We start from the raw sequence: 19768 nt of genomic DNA, 5'->3' as shown, positions 1-19768 counted from the left end.
TGCGGCGGCGTCGCACACGTACTCGCCTTCGCCGCCGCTGACTCGGCAACCGGCCCTCATCGATAGCGGTGGCCGGTACGCCCCGGTGGGCATTGATTTGAGGCAAACGCCCCATGTGACCAGGGGGGCGGCGGACCGATGATCGGTGCATGACGAAGCGAGTCCAGCAATCACGGAGGTCACCGGTCATGACCGAATCGACATACGAACAGTTCGATGCGCGCATTTCAGATCACGCGCCTGGCGTGCCGAGCGGTGGGCGAGTCGACGCGGTCGACATCAGCCGACAGATCGGAGCGCGGCGGATTCTCCAGGAACTGTCGTTGTCGGTCGAACCGGGCGAGTTGGTCGCCATCGCAGGCGGCAGCGGAGCGGGAAAGAGCACATTGCTGGAGATACTCGCGGGGCTGCAACCGCCGTCCGCCGGTGAGGTTCGGCATGACGGCGTCGTTCGCGGGACCCGGGTGAGCGCCGATTCCCGCATCGGCTACGTGCCGCAGGAGGACATCATCCATCTCGAGATGCCCCTGCGCCGCACGCTGCGCTACGCGGCGCGGCTGCGGCTGCCCGAAGGCACGTCGGTGGCCGAGGCGGAACGGGTGGTCGAGGAAACCATGCGTGACCTCGACCTGGCCGATCGGGCCGAGGTTCCGGTGCGTGCGCTTTCCGGCGGCCAGCGCAAGCGGGCGAGTATCGCCGTGGAGCTGCTGACCCGACCGCGCCTCTTCTTCCTCGACGAACCCACTTCCGGGCTCGACCCGTCGACCGCCGCCGACGTGATGCGGCTGCTGCGCCGACTCACCCTGCGCGGGGTCACCGTCGTTCTCACCACGCACGAGCCGACCGGCATCGACCGGTGTGACCGGGTGGTATTCCTGGCGCGCGACGGCCACCTGGCCTTCACCGGCAGCCCGGCCGAGGCTCGGCGCTACTTCGGCGTCGATGATCTCGCCGAGGTGTATGAACGGCTGGCTCGTGAGCACACTCCGCGGATCTGGGCGGAGCGATTCGCCGACAGCGCTGGGAAGTCGACGGTCCGGCCCGGCGCCGCGGCACTGCCCGTTCCCGCCGCCCGGTCGGATCTCGGGCGCACTGGCGCGGTCCGGCAATGGTGGCTACTCACACGACGCAATGTCGACGTTCTCCTCCGCAACCGGTTGACGCTCGCGGTCCTGCTCGGCTCGCCGGTGCTGGTCACCGCGATGATGGCGACGCTGTTCAAGCGGGACGCGTTCTATCCGCGTGGCGAAGCCGACCTCGGCCCGGTCCAGATCGTGTTCTGGATCGCGTTCGCGGGCTTCTTCTTCGGCCTCACGTATGGCCTGCTCCAGATCGTGGGGGAGATGGCGGTCTTCCGGCGGGAGCGCCTGGCCGGGCTCAGCGTGAGCGCCTATGTGGCATCGAAGGTGACAGCGCTGCTTCCGGTGCTGGCCGGCGTGAGCGCGCTGCTGCTCGGTGTGTTGCGGGCGCTCGGTCGGCTGCCCGCCGTCGGATGGGATGTGTCCGCGTTCCTGTTCTTGACGATCGTGATCGAGGCGGTCTCGGCACTGGCCCTCGGATTGCTCGCTTCGGCCATGGTCTCCAATGCCGCGCAGGCCGCCCTCGCCCTGCCGATGCTCTGCTTCCCCCAGGTTCTGTTCGGCGGCGCAATAGTCCCCGTCGACGGGATGGCCCTCCCGGGACGGTTGATGAGTCTGGGTCTGTCCAATCGCCACGCGTTCGAAGCGCTGGGCCGCGGCCTGGATCTCGACCGATACAGCGCCACGCTGCCGACCATGTCCGTCTACGGTGACACCTTCCACGGAGGCGCGGGCGGCAGTCTCATCGCGCTCGCCTCGTTCGCCATCGTCCTCGTGCTGGCCACGATATGGGTCTTGGACCGGCGGTCCCGACCCGGCGCGCACCGGCGATGAAGCTCCGCGAGCTCAGCCACTCACGGCCGCTTTGACCGGGAACCCCGCCAGACCCCGGTCGATCGCGGCGAGACTGGCCTGCGTGCGATTGTTGACGCCGAGCTTGGCGTAGACACGTTCGACGTGGTTCCGCGCCGTCTTCTCCGCGATGAACAGTTCGGCGGCGATCTCTCTGTTCGATCGGCCCTGCGCGACGAGTCTCAGGATCTCGACCTCGCGGTCGGTCAGTCCCGCGGGCCATGGCGTCCGTCGCGAACTCCGTGGGACGGCCACCGCGAGCACGGCCGCGGCGGACTCGGCGTCGAGGCGTCCGGCGCGCGCCTGCTCTCGCAACCGCGCGGCAGCGTCGCGAGGATCGAGCGCCGGCCGGTAGGAGCGCGGCTCGAGCAGTCGTTGATAAGCGTCCGCCGTGGCGAGCAGCCGGTCCTGCGCGGTCAACTCCGCGCCCGCGATCCCCCGGGGAAAGCCGGACCCGTCGATCCGCTCCCGGTGCTTCATCGCGATGGGCACCACAGACTCCAGCCCGTTGACCCGACCCAGTATCCGGCCGGTCAGGTCAGGATACATCCGTACTCGTTCCCATTCGGCCGTGGTGAGCGGCCCCTTCTTCTCCCAGATCCGATTCGACACCCCCATTTTGCCGAGGCCGTGCACCAGGCCGGCACGGTAGAGATGCGTGATCTCCGACGCCGACATGCCAAGGTGTCGGGCCGCCCCGGCCGCCAGGTTCGCGACGCCACGCGAATGTCCCAGCGCGAAAGGCGATTTGAGATCGGCGAAATCAGCCATGGCCCCGAGCAACTCGTCGCTCTCCTCGCCCGTCATGGTCCGGTCGCGATCCGGCGCCTGGGCCAACGCTCCGGTCCAGACGTCGATTTCGAGCAACCCGTCCACGATCGCCGCCGCGTCCCGCTCGAACAACGCCGCCACGGCCGGGCTGAACTGACTGCCGCCCCGGGAACGGACGACGTCCTTCGCGTGCTCGAGTCCGCCCGCCCGCAGGTGCACCTCGACGACGTCCGCGACGTGCGCGATGTGGGTCTCGACCGGTATGTCGTCGCCGCGAGAACCGTTGGGCAATCCACGGCCGTCCCAGCGTTCGAAGACGTGGGCCAGCGCCTTTCCGACCTGCTCGTCCAAACCCATCCGATCGGAGAGAACCCCGGCGGAACTGCAATGCGACTGGATCAGTGTGGCGACCCGGCCGCGAGCCGTGGCCAGAAAGGCGGTGGCACGGATGGCGCGCTGCCAGCCCGGCGATCCGCGTCCGACATGACTCGTCATCAGCCGCAGGAACGGCAGGCCGGTCATGTCCACCGAGTAGGTACCGGCCCGGAAGGCGATGTCGTCGCCGAACAGTGCCGCCAGTTCGTGGGAGTCTGCGTGACAACCGATCCACCCGACCAGATTGGCGTAGTACACGGTCGCCCGCTGTTGCCGGTCGAGCCCCATCCGCTCGGCGATCCGTGTCGCGATCAAGGACGACCGGAGCATGTGTTCCATCGGCTGTCCCAGACCGAGGTCGATCGCAAGCGATATCGCGGCGAGCAGTTCGGCTCTGCTCAACCCCTTCCCCGAGCCGGGTGGCGTCCCGTGCAGGTGCATCTGCCCATTGTCCACCCGAACCGAGCCCGTCATGTGGGCGCTGCCCTCCGGTCCGGGCGTCGGGCAGGACGGTGACGAGCTCGAAGTTGTCGATGTGCACTGCGAACGCCTGGTCATCGTGGGCACGTATGCGGCGATCGGGAGTGAGACGCTTGTTCTAGCTATGCATAGCATGCGTCGCTACCATCGTGCGATGACGAGGACGATCACGCAAGTCGAGCTGCGCAACGGCAGCGCGGGTGTGATGGATGCGCTCGAGGCGGGCGACGATTTCGTCATCACCCGCAACGGGCGTCCGGTCGGGGAGCTCCGTCCTATCCGCGCGCAGCGGGATATCGCAACCGCCGACTTGAAGGCGCGTTTCGCGCGTTTCGCGGCGGCGGGCGGTGCCGCCGAGGAGCGAGCGGAGATCGACGCCGCGTTCGGCGAGGATAGTCTCGATGACTGACACACCGACCGAGCGGCACCCTGTCGGCCTGCTCGAGGTGGAGCATGCTTTCGACGCGCTGCCGTTGTGCTCGGCAGCGGCACGCAGGTTCGCCACGATGGCAAGACTGGTCGTAGCGGCAGGTCGAAATCCCAAGCCGCGCAAAATGGATCTGCTGATCGCGGCCGTCGCTTCGGCGAATGATCTTCCGCTCTACACCGCCGATGTCGACGACTTCGTCGGGCTCGATCCCGTTTTGACGGTGGTTCCGGTCACGGGGTAGGCCGATAAGCGGGGTTATCCGCGAGCTCGGCGAGCTGATGCGGAATCCGCACTTACGCTGTACTTTTCGGGATGCGCGGATCCTGGCTGGTGAGGTGCCAGCCCTCGCATACCGGGCAGTGGTACACCCGCTGTTCGCGACGCCGCGGGTCGCTTCGGTCGATGCCTGCCAGGGCCAACTCGGCGTCGGCGGCGGCGAAGTACTGCACCTTGCCCGTGGCGCAGCGTGCGATGCGGATCAGCGGTGGAAAGCAGGCGAGATCGGCGCCGCTGTGCAGCGTCAGTTCTCGCCGTACCGCCGCCTGGCGTGGTCGGTACTGGCGGCACTTCCGGAATTGTCGGTTGCCGCTCATCGTGACCTCCCTGCTCGGTGTGCGGTGTGGCACAACGATCGGGCACCCGATCCGCTTATGTCGATGAAAAGTACTGATAAGGGGGTTTATCGGTGATTAATATTGGACGTGGGTGATCGCGCTCGTACTGTCGCTCTCATCCCCCGGAAGGAAATGAGCGGCACCGATGGATCATCCGACGAGCGAACCGACGCTCACGCTGCGGGACATAGCCGACTTGGCGCAGGTCAAGCGGTCGGTGGTGTCGATGTGGCGCAACCGCCCCGCGGTGCGCGGTGAACATATCCCGTTCCCGCGGCCGGTCGATGAGGTCGGCGGCATCGCGCGTTTCGCACGGGCGGATGTGGTCGACTATCTGGAACGCACCGGCAGGGGTAACAACGCCGAACACCGTGTGGATGCGGCGGCGGCAGGCGCCCCGGACGGAACACCGTTGGAAGACCTGGTGACATTGCTGTGTCTGCGTCAGTTGACCGGCGATCTGGAACAGCTGTCCGCCGACGAATGCGTCGCCGCCGCCCGGGAGTTCGATCCCGATGACGAACTGCTCGCCGGAGAGGTCGCGGCGTTGGACAACACGCGGCAGGCGCGCTCGTTCATCGACGGGCTGGTGGCCTCCAGCTACGGTGGCGTCGATGCGCTGGTGAAGCTCGAATCCTCGCGTGCCGGACGTGAACTGGCGGCACGCGACCTGGACCCGGCCGCTGTGGCGCTGCTGCGCACGATCGTGAATACCTGTCGCCTGGAACTCGACCCGGAAGGGGCGCAACTGGTCTCGGCGGGCGACGCGCCCAGTGTGGTGCTCGCACTGTCCGATTCCGACCCCGATATCGAGGTGCACGCGCTCGGCGATGCCCCCGCCGCCCGCGCTCTGCGCCGCCGCATGGTGATTCGCGAGCAGGAGCAGGCATCGGGGTGCGGGCCGCGGGTGCGGCTGCTGTCGGTCGTCGGCGAAAATCCGCCGAGGGCGCTCGAGGAGGTCGACAACGTGCTGATCGACCTGGGTCACGGTGAGATCGCCGTGGTACTGGGTGCGGCGGCGGCGCTGTGCGACGCGATTCCGCGTGCCGGGGCACGGTCGAACAATCTCGAGGGCAAGCGGGCGGAGACATTGCGCCTCGGCGGCCTCGCGGTGGCCTTGAAGCTACCGCGCGGGCTGTGGAAAGAGGCGCACCGCCAAGCGCTCGGCGTCTGGGTGTACTGCGGTGGCGCGCACATCGACCTCCCGGTGGTCGCCGATCTGGGAACCGTACTTCCCGCCGACCTCGACCATGACGCGCTGGCCGCCGACTTGGCCTCGGCGATCGGTGATCATGCGGATCGAGCCGCTCGCGCCTACCGCTACGGCCGGGTGGTCAAGCTCGGCGACATCCTGGCCGGGCATGCCGTGGTTCCCCCAGGCACAACCGCGGTGCGGGTGCGCGCGCCGGAGGCGGTCGATGACCTGCACCGGATATACGCCGCGACCTTGCTGACTTCGGCACCGGACCCCGGCTTCGACGTGGTGGCCCGCGCCGGCGCAGGCTCCCTGGAGGTGCGGCAGCGCCCGCTCGGTGAACTCGCCGAACGCAAGCTGGTGCGGATGCGGACCGGCAACAAGATCGACCGGTCGCACCACGACCCGCACGGCACGGTCCGGGTGCTGTCAGCGGACGGCCGCACCGATGGCTTCGTACTCGACCCGCTGAACGCGCACAGTCGCTATCCTCGCGCGACCCGCACCGAGCCAGGCGACGTGGTCTTCTGCGAACATCCACCCCGAGCGCTGGTCGACGACACGGGTGGCAACCTGGTGTTGTCGCCGTCGCGCATCCTGCGGTTGTCGCCGGATGCGGGCATCGGGCCGCGCGCACTGGCGGCGCTGATCAACGAGTTGCCCGCGCATCGGGCCGACTGGAAGTCGTGGAATGTGCCTCGACTGGGCGAGGATGAGTCGGCGCGCTTGGAGGCGGTGCTGGCGCGGGCCGCCGGTTACTCCGCTCGGCTTCGGGCGCGGCAGGACGCGGTCGGTGAGCTGTGCCGGGCGCTGATCGAGGGGATCGGCGCGGGCACGGTCAGCCTGTGCGTGCAGGCCGAGCCGGTCGGATGAGTACGTGAAAGATGTTGTCGGATAACGAGGAGAGGAGCCCCGGGTGCCCCCGAGGAAGAGGCAGGCGGCAGAGCCGCAGGCGCCGTCGACGATGAAGGAGTTGAAGGACACCCTGTGGAAGGCGGCCGACAAGCTCCGGGGGTCGCTATCGGCCAGCCAGTACAAGGACGTGATCCTGGGGCTGGTGTTCCTGAAGTACGTTTCCGATGCCTACGACGAGCGTCGGAGCACATTGCAGGAGGAGTTCGGCGGCGAGGGGTTGGACGCCGAACAGCTCGAGCTGTACCTCGACGACCCCGACGAGTATCGCGGGTATGGAGTGTTCCTGGTGCCGGAGAACGCGCACTGGTCTCATTTGGCGGAGAACTCCAAAGGACTGAAACAGTCCGAGACCGGTGAGCCCGCCAAGTCGATCGGCCTGCTGATCGACGAGGCGATGGACGCGGTCATGAAGGCCAACGAGTCACTAGTCGGCACGCTGCCGCGGATCTACAACCGCGACAACATCGATCAGCGCCGCCTCGGCGAACTGGTCGACCTGTTCAACAGCGCCCAGTTCAGTCGGCAGGGCACGCACAAGGCCCGCGACCTGATGGGCGAGGTATACGAGTACTTCCTCGGCAATTTCGCCCGCGCGGAGGGAAAGCGGGGCGGCGAGTTCTTCACCCCGCCCAGTGTGGTACGCACCATCGTGGAAGTGCTGGAACCCAGCAGTGGCCGCATCTACGACCCGTGCTGTGGTTCGGGCGGCATGTTCGTGCAGTCGGAGAAGTTCGTCGAATATCACGAGGGTGACGTGCAGGACCTGGCCGTCTACGGCCAGGAGGCCATCGAGGAGACCTGGCGGTTGGCGAAGATGAACCTCGCCATCCACGGTATGGACAACAAGGGTCTCGGCGCCCGCTGGGGCGACACCTTCGCCCGCGACCAGCACCCCGAAGTGCGGATGGATTACGTGATGACGAATCCGCCGTTCAATATCAAGGATTGGACTCGCAACGTCGAGGACCCCCGTTGGGTGTTCGGTGTTCCCCCGGCCAACAACGCCAACTACGCCTGGATCCAGCATGTGCTGTACAAGTTGGCGCCGGGCGGCTCCGCCGGTGTGGTGATGGCGAACGGTTCGATGTCGTCGAACTCCAACGGGGAAGGCGACATTCGCGCCCGCATCGTGGAAGCCGACCTGGTGTCCTGCATGGTCGCGATGCCCACCCAACTGTTCCGCTCCACCGGTATCCCGGTGTGCGTGTGGTTCTTCGCCAAGGACAAGAAGGCCGGTCGTGGTGGTGCCGTCGACCGGACGGGTGAGGTGCTGTTCGTCGACGCCCGGGAACTCGGGTACATGGTTGACCGGGCCGAGCGGGCACTGTCGGATGAGGACATCGCGAAGATCGCGGATACATATCACGCGTGGCGGGGGACTCGGTCGGCTGCGGCAAAGGGGTTGACGTATGAGGATGTGCCGGGGTTCTGTAAGTCGGCGACTGTGGATGAGATCAAGGTGGCGGACTATGCGCTGACGCCGGGGCGGTATGTGGGGACTGCTCAAGGTGAGGTCGATGACGAACCTGTAGATGCAAAAGTATCCCGGTTGCAGAAGGAACTACTGGCAGCATTCGACGTTTCAGCGCAGCTTTCGGCGGAAGTACGGATGCAGTTGGAGCGGCTGAATGGATAACTTGGTGCACACCACCTTTGGTGGACTGGGCCAGCTGTTCGACGGGCCGCATGCGACTCCAGGTCGCCTGTCCGAAGGGCCGTACTTCCTCAACATCTCTAGTCTGCGGGCTGGCCGATTGGATCTGGCGGAGTCAGATCACGTATCGGAGGAAGACTTCGAGCGCTGGACTCGAAGGGTGACGCCCCAACCAGGGGACCTCCTGTTCTCCTACGAAACTCGAATCGGTGAGGCGGCATTGATGCCGGATGGGGTTCGAGCTTGCCTCGGCCGACGAATGGCGCTGCTTCGGCCCGACCTCAAAGTTGTCGAACCACGATTTCTTCTGTACTTCTACCTGGGGCCCCAGTTCCAGCGCACGATTGCACAAAACACTATTCACGGTGCGACCGTACCGAGAATTGGGTTAGCTACGATGCCGAGTTGGCCAGTCGTAGTTCCGTCGCTACCGCAGCAGCGGGCGATTTCGGAGGTGTTGGGGGCGCTCGATGACAAGATCGCCGCCAACCATCGGATCGACACCACCGCGAACACGCTAGGCGACGCCTTGTTCGAGTCCGTAGTTGCCGCATCGTATGAAATTCCCCGCGCCAGTATGCGTGATCTTACAGGCGAGGGGGTGCTGACCTACGGTGATGGCTATCGCACCAAGCGGTCTGAGCATGGACAGCCTGGGATGCGGATAGTGCGAGCTGGTGATATTCAACATGGTCGGATAGTGCTCAGCGGCGAAGATTTCGTCAGTAACGACTACATCAGTCAAGTCGGCGTCAAAGCCTGCCGGTCCAGAGATATCGTTCTTACGACTAAAGGTACTGTTGGGCGAGTTGCTGTCGTACCGGACGATATTCCCTCAAGTGTATACAGTCCGCAGCTGTGTTATTTTCGCGTTGCTGAAAACCACGGTCGGATTCAACCTTGGTTGGCAGCGTGGTTCCGCAGTCCCGATCGGATTCGTCAGACCGATATCGCGATGCACAAGAGTGACATGGCCCCATACGTGAACCTTCAGGATATCGGGGCTCTGAGAGTGCCGATCGTGGATTTGGATGCTTTCGGGCCAACTATAGAACAGCTCGATTCGCTCCAGAATTTGGGACATGCTATCGCGCGCGAGAACGTCGCCCTCGCCAAAACCCGCGACGAACTCCTTCCCCTCCTCATGTCCGGAAAGCTCCGCGTCAAGGACGCGGAAAAGAAAGTGGAAGAGATGGTCTGATGATCGAGAATGTCGGTGGTAGTGAGGCCGAGCTGGAGCAGATGATGCTCGATCGGCTGGGGGAGTTCGACGGGTGGCAGCCGTTGGCGGGCACCGACATCGCTCCGGGGAAGGACCGGGGCCGGGAATCGTGGCAGGAATTGGTGTTGCCGGGGCGGCTGTTGGAGCGGTTGCGGCAATTGAATCCGGCGGTGCCGGTGGCGTATCTGGAGCAGGCACGGGCGGAAGTGCTGGCGCCGCAGTCGCAGGACGCGATCGCGGAGAACTTTCGGTTGCACGAGATTCTGGTCGACGGGTATCGCGGGGTCAGCTATGTCGATCATCTCGGAGTCGAGCAGAATCCGACGATCCGATTCGTCAGTGAGCGGGTGGAGGACAACGAGTTCCTGGCGGTGCGCCAGGTCGATATTCGTTCGCGGGAGCACCAGCGGCGCTTCGACGTGGTGCTCTACCTCAATGGAATGCCGGTCGTCGTGGTCGAATTGAAGAAGCCGGGGGCGCGGGCGGCCGATCTGGCCTCCGCGCATGCCCAGCTCGCCACCTACCTCGACGAGTTCCCGATGGCGTTCCGGTTCACGGTGCTCACCGTGATCAGCGACGGCATCACCGCCCGTTACGGCACCGCGTTCACGCCGCTGAACCACTATTCGCCGTGGAATGTCGACGAGAACGGGAAGCCGTTGGCGTTCGGAGCCCGCGTCGAGGACGAGGACGCGGGCATCCAGCTGGAGTACCTGATCGACGGGGTGTTACAGACCGAGCGATTCCTGCAATTGCAGCGCAACTACGTCGCCTTCGACAAGACCGCCGACGGTCTGGTGAAGCGAATCGCCAAGCCGCACCAGTATTTCGCCGTCAGCAAGGCGGTCGCCTGCACCGTCGAGGCGATGCGCAGTAACGGCAAGGCCGGCGTTGTCTGGCATACCCAGGGGTCGGGCAAGTCGATGGAGATGGAGCTCTATACCCATCTGGTCGGCACAAGGCCACAGCTGAAGAACCCGACGATCGTATTGGTCACCGACCGCACCGAACTCGATGGGCAGCTGTTCGCGGCATTCTCGAAATCGACACTGCTGCAAGAGGAACCGAAGCAGATCCGCAGCCGCGCCGAACTGCGTAGCGCGCTCGCCGACCGGCAGACCGGCGGCATACTGTTCACCACGCTACAGAAGTTCGGACTGACAAAGGACGAGAAGGACTCCGGGCTCGAACACCCGCTGCTGTCGGATCGGCGCAATGTCATCGTGATCGTCGACGAAGCGCACCGCAGCCACTACGACGACCTCGACGGCTACGCCGCACATCTGAAGTCGGCGCTGCCCAACGCCACCCTGATCGCGTTCACCGGCACCCCGATATCCTTCGAGGACCGCAACACCCGCAAGGTGTTCGGCGACTACATCGACATCTACGACCTGGCCCGTGCCGTCGACGACGGCGCTACCGTACGGGTGATCTTCGAGCCGCGGCTGCCGGAGGTAAGGGTCGCCGCGGATGTCACCGATGCCGAGATCGACGGCGCCGCGGACGCGGCGGTGGTGGGACTCGACGACGTCGAACGTCGCCGCGTCGAACAGTCGGTGACCGTACTCAACGCGCTGTACGGCGCACCCGAGCGGTTGGCGAAGGTCGCGAAGGACATTGTCGGGCACTGGAAGAACCGCCGGGATGTGATGGACGAGTACATCGGCGGCCACGGCAAGGCACTGATCGTCTGCGCGACCCGCGAGATCTGCGCGAAGCTGTATGAGGAGATCATCGCGCTGGAGCCGGAGTGGGAGTCGGACTCTCCGAAGGACGGCGTCGTCAAGGTCGTCTACTCGGGCAGCGCCAAAGACCCGCAGCCGATACGCAAGCATGTGCGTCGCGAGTCGGAGAACAAGTCCATCACCAACCGGCTCAAGGACGAGAACGATCCGCTGGAGCTGGTGATCGTGCAGAACATGCTGCTCACCGGATTCGACGCACCGCCACTGCACACCCTCTACCTGGACCGCCCGCTCCAGGGCGCGCTGCTCATGCAGACCCTGGCCCGGGTCAATCGCACCTTCGAAGGCAAGAAGGACGGACTGGTCGTCGCCTACGCGCCGATCGCCGACAACCTGGAGAAGGCGCTCAAGGAATACACGCGCACCGCGGGCCGGGAACAGCCGGTGCAGACGACACCGGACGAGGTCATCGAACTCACCAGGCAGCTGGTGGCCGCACTGGACGCGCTGTGTGCGGGATATCCGTGGCGCTCGAAACTCGGTCCCAAGCCCGGACAGTTCATGCGGGTCGTCACCGGCCTCCTCGAATACCTGCGCTCACCCGCGACACCCGGAAACCGTGTGACGCCCGGTGATCCGACACTCGGCGACAGATTCCGTGACCTGGCGAATCAGCTCGGCCGGGCTTGGGCGGTCTGCCGAGGCTCGGAGACGCTGACCGATCTGCGGCCGGTGATCAACTTCTATGAGCAGGTACGCGTCTGGATGGCCAAATGCGATGCCGAGCAGCGCAAAGCCGAAGGCAGGCCGTTGCCCGCCGACATCAAACGTGTTCTCGACAAGTTGCTGGCCGATTCCACCGCATCCGGCGCGATCATCGATATCTACGCCGCCGCGGGCATGCCCAAGCCGTCGCTTACCGAACTCACCCCCGAATTCGAGCGGCAGACCCTGGAATCCGAGCATCCGCACCTGGCCATCGAAGCGTTGCGCGACGTGCTGACCGAAGAGGTCCGCCACAGCACCCGTAACAACCTGGTCCGGCAAAAGGCGTTCTCCGAGCGCCTGCGCGAATTGATGAACAAATACACCAACCAGCAGCTGACATCGGCTCAGGTCATCTCCGAGTTGATCGAGCTGGCGCGCGAAGCCGCCAAGGAACGCGACCGCGGCAACAAGTTCAGCCCTAGGCTCGATGAGGATGAGCTCGCGTTCTACGACGCCGTCCACGAGAACGAGTCCGCTGTCGTCGAGATGGGTGATGACGTGCTCGGCGACATCGCCCGCGAGCTGGTGAAGGTGATGCGGCGCGATGTGAAGACCGATTGGACGGTCCGCGACGATGTTCGTGCCAAGCTTCGCTCCACCATCAAACGTCTGCTGATCAAGTACGGATATCCGCCGGACAAGCAGCCCGCGGCCATCCGTCAGGTCATCGACCAGATGGAGGTGCTGGCACCGAGGTATGCCGAGGAGAAGCGGGCGGGCGTGGCGGTGTAACCATGGCCGAGCAATGGGGACGACAACTGGCGATGAGCTGAAGATGCTCGACCGGCAAGGTCACGATTCAGGCCATGATGACCAGCCTGATACCTTCCGACTCATGGAGATCATCCCCATCACCGAGGCCGAGGCTCGCGTCGCCGAGCTCGCGGACCGAGTGGCGCGGGAGCACGACCATTTCACCATCACGCGCAACGGCCGCGCCGACGTGATGCTGATTTCCGTCGCCGAGTACGAGTCGATGCGGGAGACGTTGGAGATCCTGAGCGACGGCGACACCCTGGCAGATCTGCGCCGGTCCCGAGAAGACTTCGGCTCGGGGGAGACCTTCGACGTCGACCAAGTCCGAGCGGAACTCGAAAACGCCGTCGTGGAGTAGCGTGACCGGCACTCCCGAGCACGGTCAAGAGCGCCGAGGGATCGGCGACGATGATCATCTACGGGCCGATCGCTGCTTGATCCGTTGGTAGACGTCTTCACGCATCTCGTCGGAACTGCGTGAGCGCCCGCTGTGGAAGACGGGCAGCGGCGCGTCGTTGCGTGGCCGGTCGGATGCGTCCAGCAGCATCGCGATGCCGCGGCAAATGAGTTCCGCCTTGCTAACCCCGGTCGCCGCGGCCTCCGCGTCGAGGCGAACCTTCAGCTCATGGGAGAGGTATACGGTTGTCTTCACCATGCCGCATTTGGTACCACCCGCCGTGTCCTGGCGAGTGAGGATGGCGCCGGCCGAATCCATTGAGAAAGGCGGGATGGCTCTGTTGTTACCTGCGGGTGCTACATAGGGTGACATGAGCATCCCCTCCGGCGAACCGCCGATCGGTGGCACCTTGAGTGTCATCCGCTCGCTCCTGCCCGCGCTGGTGCCGAGTGAGCGGCGCGTCGCGGCGCAGTTCCTGGAACATCCGGCGGAGATTTCCTTGCTCTCGGTCGCCGATGTGGCGGCGCGGGCCAACGTGTCGGCCGCGACGGTGATCCGTACCTGTAAGAACTTGGGGTTCAAGGGTTTTCAGCATCTTCGGCTGCTGCTGGTGCGCGATTTCGGGTCGGTGCAGTCGCCGCGGGACCAGCGCTTGGACGCGACCGCGAGCCAGGACTGGGTGCCCGCCTATTTCGCGGCCGCCGCGCAGCGGTGGTCGGAGGCGCTCGGCACGCTCGATTACGCGCAGTTCGACAGCGCCGCCGCGGCATTGGCGCGGGCACGGCGGATTCTGATCGTCGGCAACGGCGGGTCGGGCCCACCGGCCCAACTGTTCGCGCTGTACATGCTCAGCCGGGGGCAGGGGTGTGAGGCGCCGATGGATTCGGTGACGCAACAGCTGAGCGCCCGGACTCTCGACCAGCGCGACGTGGTCGTCGCGGTGAGCGACAGCGGCGAGAACGCGGTGACGTTACAGGCGGTCACCGCGGCCAAGGGCACCGGCGCGACCATCATCGCGATCTCCGGCTACGCGCGCTCCCAACTGTGTGTGGACAGTGATCTCGCGCTGGTGGCCGGCGCCGGCCATACCGGCATCACCGATTCCGAGGCCGGGGTGGCCAGCAATGTGGTCCAGATTCTGCTGCTGTTCGTCTTGAACACGGCGATCGCCCGGGAGGCGGGGCAGTCGGCCGAACCCACCGCCGCGGTGCGCGATCAAGTGATGACGCTGGTGAGCAAGTCCGAACGCGCCGACTGAGAAGTCGTTGTGCATCGGTGCGATGCTGAACTTTTGCCGGCGGTGCGCTCGGTGTTAACCCGCCTGCCCGACCATGTCGTCGTAACAGAAATTCATAGATCAGCTCCACTATGAAATTTCATTTCACGACGAATGGTGGCCGATGGGCACAATCGAGATCACTGATATCACCCGAACCTTCCAGGGCGTCACCGCGGTCGACGGCATCTCGTTGACCATCGACGACGGCGAGTTCCTCGTCCTGCTCGGCCCCAGCGGCTGCGGCAAGACCACGCTGTTGCGCATCATCGCCGGATTGCTCGAACCGACCTCGGGCCGCATCGCCATCGACGGCGACGACGTGACCCGCGCCACCGCGCAGGACCGCGACGTGGCCATGGTCTTCCAGAGCTACGCGCTCTACCCGCACCTCACAGTGGCGAAGAACCTGGCCTTCCCGCTCACCGCCGGTCGCCTCAAACGACGGTTCCGCCGGCCCGAGATCGACGAACGGGTGCGCGAGGTCGCGCGCACGCTCGAGATCGACCACCTGCTCGGCCGTCGACCCAAGGAACTCTCCGGCGGGCAGCGTCAGCGGGTCGCGGTCGGGCGGGCGCTGGTGCGCGAACCGCGCGCCTATCTCATGGACGAGCCACTGTCGAACCTGGATGCCAAGTTGCGCACGGCGACTCGACACGAGCTGACCAAGCTGCACCGCAGCCTCGGCGCCACCTTCGTCTATGTCACCCACGATCAGATCGAGGCGATGACGATGGCGACCAAGATCGCCGTCCTCGACGGGGGCAGGCTCGAACAGCTCGGCACGCCCGCCGAGGTCTACAACGCGCCGGCCTCCCGATTCGTCGCCGGGTTCCTCGGCAGCCCGGCGATGAACCTGTTCGATGTCGAACTCGCCACCGCCGCGGGTCATGTCGGGGTGAACGCGCCCGGCGTGACCGGCGAGCTGTGGGCGGGCGAACTCGCGCCGACCACGGTCACCCTCGGTGTGCGGCCCGAACACCTGAAGCCATGCGAACCGGGAACGCGGCGTCGCGGAATCGCGATCGACGCGATCGTGGAGACCGTCGAGAACCTGGGCAGCGAGCACATCACCTACGGCGCCACGGCGGGCGGCGCCTCGATCGCCATGCGCGGCAACGGCGGTCGCGAACTCACCGTGGGCGAGCAGGTCACCCTCGGCGCCGACCTCGCGCACGTCCACCTGTTCGACCACGACTCCGGCATCCGTCTGGAATGGGTCGACGACTCGGCGTCCGACGCCGAGTCCCCGACCGCACTCGCTACCGCAAGCCTCTGATTTTTTCCAGCACAACACCTTTCAGGAGAAACCCCGATGCGTCGTCATCGCTGGGCGTTCGCGGCTGTCGCCGTGGCGCTGTCCACCCTCACCGCCTGTTCCACCGGCTCGTCGAGCACCGGCTCGTCAGCGGGGCAGATCCCCGAACTTGCCCCCGATCAAAAGGTTTCGATCGTTTTCGAGTCCTACAACCTGCTCCAGGCAGGCGTCTGGACCGACACGATCAACGGCCTCGTCGCCGACTTCCAGGCCGCGCACCCCAACATCACCGTGAAAGCCCAACCCACCCAAGGTACTTCAACGGCAGGGCAGAACACCGTCGGTAGCGTGCAGACCCAGTTGCTGGCGGGCAACGCACCCGACGTCGCCCAGCTCACCTTCGACGGACTCGATTTCGCCGTCAACAAGCTCGGCGCCGAATCGCTCGACAAGCTGGTCGGCAAGGACGCCGTCGCCGAGCACTTCGCGCAGGGGTACCCGTTCCACCCGAAGGCGGCCACCCTCGGCGACTGGCAGGGCGCCACCTACGGTGTCCCGTACGTGTTCTCCACGCCGGTGCTGTTCTACAACGCGAACATGCTCGCCGACGCCGGACTCGGCGACAACCCCGACCTGTCCACCTGGGACAAGGTCCGCGTCGCGGCACAGGCTGTGACCGCCCGCACCGGCAAACCCTCGCTCAGTGTCGGCTGCACCTCGGGCGGCAACTGGTGCATGCAAGGCATGATGCGATCCAACGGCGGACGGGTGTTGAGCGAGGACCGCACAACCGTCCAGTTCGGTGAGGAACCCGCCGTCGGCACCGTCGCCATGCTGCGCGAGTTATACGACGCGGGCCTGCTGGCCAATCTCGACACCTCGGGCCAGACCGAGGCGTTCTCGCGCGGCACCACGGCCATCCAGTTGCATACCTCCGCACTGCAGGGCGCCTTCATGACCGCCGCGAAGAACGGTAACTGGACGTTGAAGGACGCGCCGATGCCCGCCTTCGCCAACAAGCCGGTGGTCCCGACGAATTCGGGCTCGGCCCTGTTCACCTTCGCCAAGGACCCCGCCAAGCAGCGGGCGTCCTGGGAGTTCATGAAGTTCATGACCAGCCCGCATGCCTACGAGATGATCACCACCAAGATCGGCTACCTGCCGCTGCGCCCCTCGATGACTCAGGGCAGCGGGCCGCTCGCGGCATGGGCGGCCCAGAACCCGCTGGTCAAGCCCAATCTCGACCAGCTCGATCGGCTCGAGCCGTGGGTGAGTTTCCCCGGTGACCGCTACACCCAGATCGAGACGATCCTCAGCAAGGCGGTCGACGACTCGGTCTTCTACGGCAAGGACCCCCGCGCCACCATGTCCGACGCACAGCGTCGCGCCCAAGACCTCGTCGGCAAGTAGACCCGACATGAGCATCGACACCGCGGCCGACCACCGGCGAATCCTGGTCGAGGGCACGTTCAACTTCCGCGACACGGGCGGCTACCGCGCGGCGACCGGCCGCACCCGGTGGGGCAAGCTGTTCCGCTCCGACGCGCTGCACGAATTGACCGCGGCCGGACAGGCCGCCCTCGCCGACCGCGCGGTCGGCGTGATCATCGACCTGCGCACCGCCGACGAACGCGGCACCGCGCCGAGCGAATTGGCCGGACTCGGCGCGGTGGTGCACCACGTCCCGATCTTCGACAGCACCCCAACCACACTCGATATCCGCCTCGACGACATCTACGCGGGCATGATCGACCAGCACGGCACGCGACTCGCCGAGGCCGTCGGGCGGATCGCCGCGTCCGGCGCGGACCCGGTGGTGGTGCACTGCACCGCGGGCAAGGACCGCACCGGCCTGGTGATCGCCCTCGCCCAGCTGGCCGTCGGCGTCGACGAGGACGACGTGATCGCCGACTACGTGGCGACCGAGCAACATCTGCGCGGCGAGTGGGCCGACCGCATGCTCGCCCGCTATCTCGCGGCCGGGCGCTCGCTGCCGCCGGAGATTCGCACCATCCTCACGGCCAGCCCGGCCCCACTGATCGAGCACGTCATCGAACGGCTGCACGACAAGTGGGGCTCGCCCCGCGAGTACCTGCTCGCCCACGGCCGCACCGACACCGAAATCCGCACGTTGACAGCGCTTCTCGTCGACACCGCAGAGAACGTTGAGAGGAATCCCCGATGACCACTGTCCCGAGCCAGTACCCGGCGCCGAGCCACTTCCTGCTCCACGTCAGTGACACCCACTTCGTCGCCGACGACGAGCTGCTGCACGGCAGCGTCGACAGCGACGCGCAATTGCGCGCCCTGTTCGACGGCTTCGCCCGGTCCAACACCCGTCCCGAAGCCATCATCTTCACCGGCGACCTCGCCGACACCGGTAGGCCCGACGCCTACGCCCGGCTGCGGGCGATGGTCGAACCCGCCGCCGCCGAACTCGGCGCCACCGTGATCTGGGTGATGGGCAACCACGATCGCCGCGAGACCTTCCGGGCAGGCCTGCTCGACGAAGCGCCGACCGACGAACCGGTCGACCGGGTCTTCGACGTGAACGGCCTGCGTGTCATCGCCCTCGATTCCACCGTGCCCGGCCACCATCACGGCGAACTCTCCGACGCGCAATTGGACTGGCTCGCGGCCGAATTGGCGACGCCCGCACCGCACGGCACCCTGCTCGCCCTGCACCACCCCCCGGTGCCGAGTCCGATCGGCCTGATCGCCCTGGTCGAACTGCGCGATCAACAGCGCCTGGCCGCGGTTCTCGAAGGCACCGACGTATTGGCGATTCTCGGTGGGCACCTGCACTATTCGACCACGTCGACCTTCGCGGGCATCCCGGTGTCGGTGGCCTCGGCCACCTGCTACACCCAGGATCTCAACGTCGAATACCCCTCGGCGCGTGGCCAGAACGGCGCCCAGTCGTTCAATCTGGTCCACGTCTACGCCGACCGGGTGCTGCATTCGGTGGTCCCGATCGGTGACTATCCGACGGTCTACGAGTTCTCCGCGGAGAAGCTCGAGGCCATACTCGACGGAAGGCTGGTCCTCGGCGTCGACACGGTGGACGGCGAGTAATCATGCTGGTCGCGGTACGCACGTCGGCGGAACAGACCGCCACGGACAGTCTGCACGCGGTCGTGCGTGCCCGGCCCGCGTGGCGCCGGATCCCGCTCGCCCCCTACCTCTACATCCTGCCCGCGCTGACCATGCTCGTCGTCTGGGTGTATACGCCGCTCGCCGAGACGTTCCAGCTGTCGTTCTTTCGGTGGAACCTGATTCCGACCCAGCCGAAGGTCCCGGTCGGCACGAGCAACTACGTCGAAGTGGTCGCGCTGCCCGAACTGCACCGGGCACTGGTCAACACCGGCATCTACATCGGTGCGCTGCTGGTCTTCTCGCTGCTGCTCCCACTGCTGATCGCCCTGGTCTCCCGTCGGGTGAACGGTCGCGCCCGAACGGCCTATCAGGCACTGATCTTCGTTCCGTTCCTGGTGACGCCAGTCGCGACGAGTGCGGTCTGGCGGTGGATGTTCGATCCGGCGGGCGGCGCCATCACCGCGCTGGCCCACCACCTCGGCTTCGAACTCGGCAATGTCTTCCGCAGCCCGTCGATGGCGATCTGGGCCGTGGTGGCGATCGTCGGCTGGCAGATGCTCGGCTTCGGCGTGCTCGTCGTCTCGGCCGGACTCGCCGGGATCAGCCCGGACTACGCGGCGGCGGCCGCCCTCGACGGTGCGCGCGACCGGACGATCCTGCGCCGCATCACGCTGCCGCTGTTGTCACCGACGCTGACCTTCCTCGGACTCATGACGATCCTGCTCGGCGCGCAGTGGACGTACCCGGTGATCGATATCCTCACCCAGGGCGGGCCGAGCGATTCGACCACCAATATCTATTACCTGCTCTACGAATTCGGGTTCCGCACCTTCGACGCCGGCGCCGCGGGAGCCGCCGGGATGCTGTTCTTCCTCGCCTTCGGCGTAATCGCGCTGATCTTCGTCGAGCTCTCCGAACGACTCAGCTTCCATGACAACTGAG

At 65.9% G+C, this 19768-nt stretch carries 17 protein-coding genes and 1 pseudogene; 15 read left to right on the top strand and 3 right to left on the bottom strand.

The features are described from left to right. The first annotated feature begins 188 nt into the window (after window positions 1-188). Window positions 189-1913, top strand: a complete 1725-nt coding sequence (locus tag APZ21_RS28785; RefSeq protein WP_371852394.1) for an ABC transporter ATP-binding protein/permease — start codon at window positions 189-191, stop codon at window positions 1911-1913. A 12-nt stretch (window positions 1914-1925) separates the two neighbouring features. On the opposite strand, the gene APZ21_RS28780 is transcribed toward APZ21_RS28785, so the two are convergent. Further along, complete coding sequence (locus APZ21_RS28780) at window positions 1926-3518, bottom strand: HD domain-containing phosphohydrolase (protein ID WP_054816424.1); 1593 nt, start codon at window positions 3516-3518, stop codon at window positions 1926-1928. 31 nt (window positions 3519-3549) lie between these two features. Here APZ21_RS28780 and APZ21_RS28775 point away from each other — a divergent pair, with 31 nt between their 5' ends. Then, complete coding sequence (locus APZ21_RS28775; protein WP_156371384.1) at window positions 3550-3966, top strand: type II toxin-antitoxin system Phd/YefM family antitoxin; 417 nt, start codon at window positions 3550-3552, stop codon at window positions 3964-3966. Beyond that, on the top strand, window positions 3959-4228 hold the full coding sequence (locus tag APZ21_RS33430) for a PIN domain-containing protein (RefSeq protein ID WP_156371383.1): 270 nt from the start codon (window positions 3959-3961) through the stop codon (window positions 4226-4228). The genes APZ21_RS28775 and APZ21_RS33430 overlap by 8 nt, the downstream gene beginning before the upstream one ends. A gap of 52 nt (window positions 4229-4280) precedes the next feature. Here APZ21_RS33430 and APZ21_RS28770 read toward each other — a convergent pair whose 3' ends face one another. Then, complete coding sequence (locus tag APZ21_RS28770; RefSeq protein WP_054816423.1) at window positions 4281-4580, bottom strand: hypothetical protein; 300 nt, start codon at window positions 4578-4580, stop codon at window positions 4281-4283. Window positions 4581-4746: 166 nt separating this feature from the next. Between APZ21_RS28770 and APZ21_RS28765 the strand changes: the two genes are divergently transcribed. Genes APZ21_RS28765 through APZ21_RS28745 form a run of 5 tightly spaced genes read left to right on the top strand, consistent with a single transcriptional unit; the run spans window position 4747 to window position 13157 of the window. Continuing rightward, window positions 4747-6669: a hypothetical protein gene (locus APZ21_RS28765; protein WP_054816422.1), complete on the top strand. Its 1923-nt coding sequence runs from the start codon at window positions 4747-4749 to the stop codon at window positions 6667-6669. Between the two features lie 43 nt (window positions 6670-6712). Then, complete coding sequence (locus APZ21_RS28760) at window positions 6713-8347, top strand: class I SAM-dependent DNA methyltransferase (protein ID WP_054816421.1); 1635 nt, start codon at window positions 6713-6715, stop codon at window positions 8345-8347. Further along, window positions 8340-9566, top strand: a complete 1227-nt coding sequence (locus APZ21_RS33425; protein WP_082393537.1) for a restriction endonuclease subunit S — start codon at window positions 8340-8342, stop codon at window positions 9564-9566. The genes APZ21_RS28760 and APZ21_RS33425 overlap by 8 nt, the downstream gene beginning before the upstream one ends. Next, window positions 9566-12775 (top strand): type I restriction endonuclease subunit R, encoded by a 3210-nt coding sequence (locus APZ21_RS28750; protein ID WP_054816419.1) that lies wholly within the window; start codon window positions 9566-9568, stop codon window positions 12773-12775. Before APZ21_RS33425 ends, APZ21_RS28750 begins: the two co-directional genes overlap by 1 nt. 43 nt (window positions 12776-12818) lie before the next feature. Then, on the top strand, window positions 12819-13157 hold the full coding sequence (locus tag APZ21_RS28745; RefSeq protein WP_204249170.1) for a type II toxin-antitoxin system Phd/YefM family antitoxin: 339 nt from the start codon (window positions 12819-12821) through the stop codon (window positions 13155-13157). A 54-nt stretch (window positions 13158-13211) separates the two neighbouring features. Here the strand turns inward: APZ21_RS28745 and APZ21_RS35850 are convergent, their stop codons facing one another. Next, window positions 13212-13616, bottom strand: a complete 405-nt coding sequence (locus APZ21_RS35850; protein WP_239476876.1) for a ribbon-helix-helix domain-containing protein — start codon at window positions 13614-13616, stop codon at window positions 13212-13214. Between APZ21_RS35850 and APZ21_RS28735 the strand changes: the two genes are divergently transcribed. From APZ21_RS28735 to APZ21_RS28710, 7 genes and pseudogenes are all read left to right on the top strand, one after another. Continuing rightward, the gene (locus tag APZ21_RS28735) at window positions 13606-14454 is read left to right on the top strand and encodes a MurR/RpiR family transcriptional regulator (protein ID WP_162240393.1); all 849 of its coding nucleotides are present in this window, start codon (window positions 13606-13608) and stop codon (window positions 14452-14454) included. The genes APZ21_RS35850 and APZ21_RS28735 overlap by 11 nt on opposite strands. 142 nt (window positions 14455-14596) lie before the next feature. After that, window positions 14597-15445, top strand: a pseudogene (locus APZ21_RS28730) (ABC transporter ATP-binding protein); the annotation flags it as partial. 45 nt (window positions 15446-15490) lie between these two features. Further along, the gene (locus APZ21_RS36560; RefSeq protein WP_443093703.1) at window positions 15491-15751 is read left to right on the top strand and encodes a TOBE domain-containing protein; all 261 of its coding nucleotides are present in this window, start codon (window positions 15491-15493) and stop codon (window positions 15749-15751) included. A gap of 36 nt (window positions 15752-15787) precedes the next feature. Next, window positions 15788-17140, top strand: coding sequence for an ABC transporter substrate-binding protein (locus APZ21_RS28725; RefSeq protein WP_054816416.1), 1353 nt, complete (start codon window positions 15788-15790; stop codon window positions 17138-17140). Between the two features lie 7 nt (window positions 17141-17147). Beyond that, complete coding sequence (locus APZ21_RS28720; protein ID WP_054816415.1) at window positions 17148-17915, top strand: tyrosine-protein phosphatase; 768 nt, start codon at window positions 17148-17150, stop codon at window positions 17913-17915. Beyond that, window positions 17912-18805, top strand: a complete 894-nt coding sequence (locus tag APZ21_RS28715; protein ID WP_054816414.1) for a phosphodiesterase — start codon at window positions 17912-17914, stop codon at window positions 18803-18805. The genes APZ21_RS28720 and APZ21_RS28715 overlap by 4 nt, the downstream gene beginning before the upstream one ends. 2 nt (window positions 18806-18807) lie before the next feature. Beyond that, window positions 18808-19767 carry a carbohydrate ABC transporter permease gene (locus APZ21_RS28710; RefSeq protein ID WP_054816413.1) on the top strand — a complete coding sequence of 320 codons (960 nt, stop codon included), beginning with the start codon at window positions 18808-18810 and terminating at the stop codon, window positions 19765-19767. Window position 19768 lies beyond the last annotated feature (1 nt).

Origin of the sequence: Nocardia arizonensis (genome assembly GCF_001310275.1) — a bacterium.
Classification (GTDB): Bacteria; Actinomycetota; Actinomycetes; order Mycobacteriales; family Mycobacteriaceae; genus Nocardia; species Nocardia arizonensis.
This window is presented reverse-complemented; position numbering and strand designations above follow the sequence as displayed.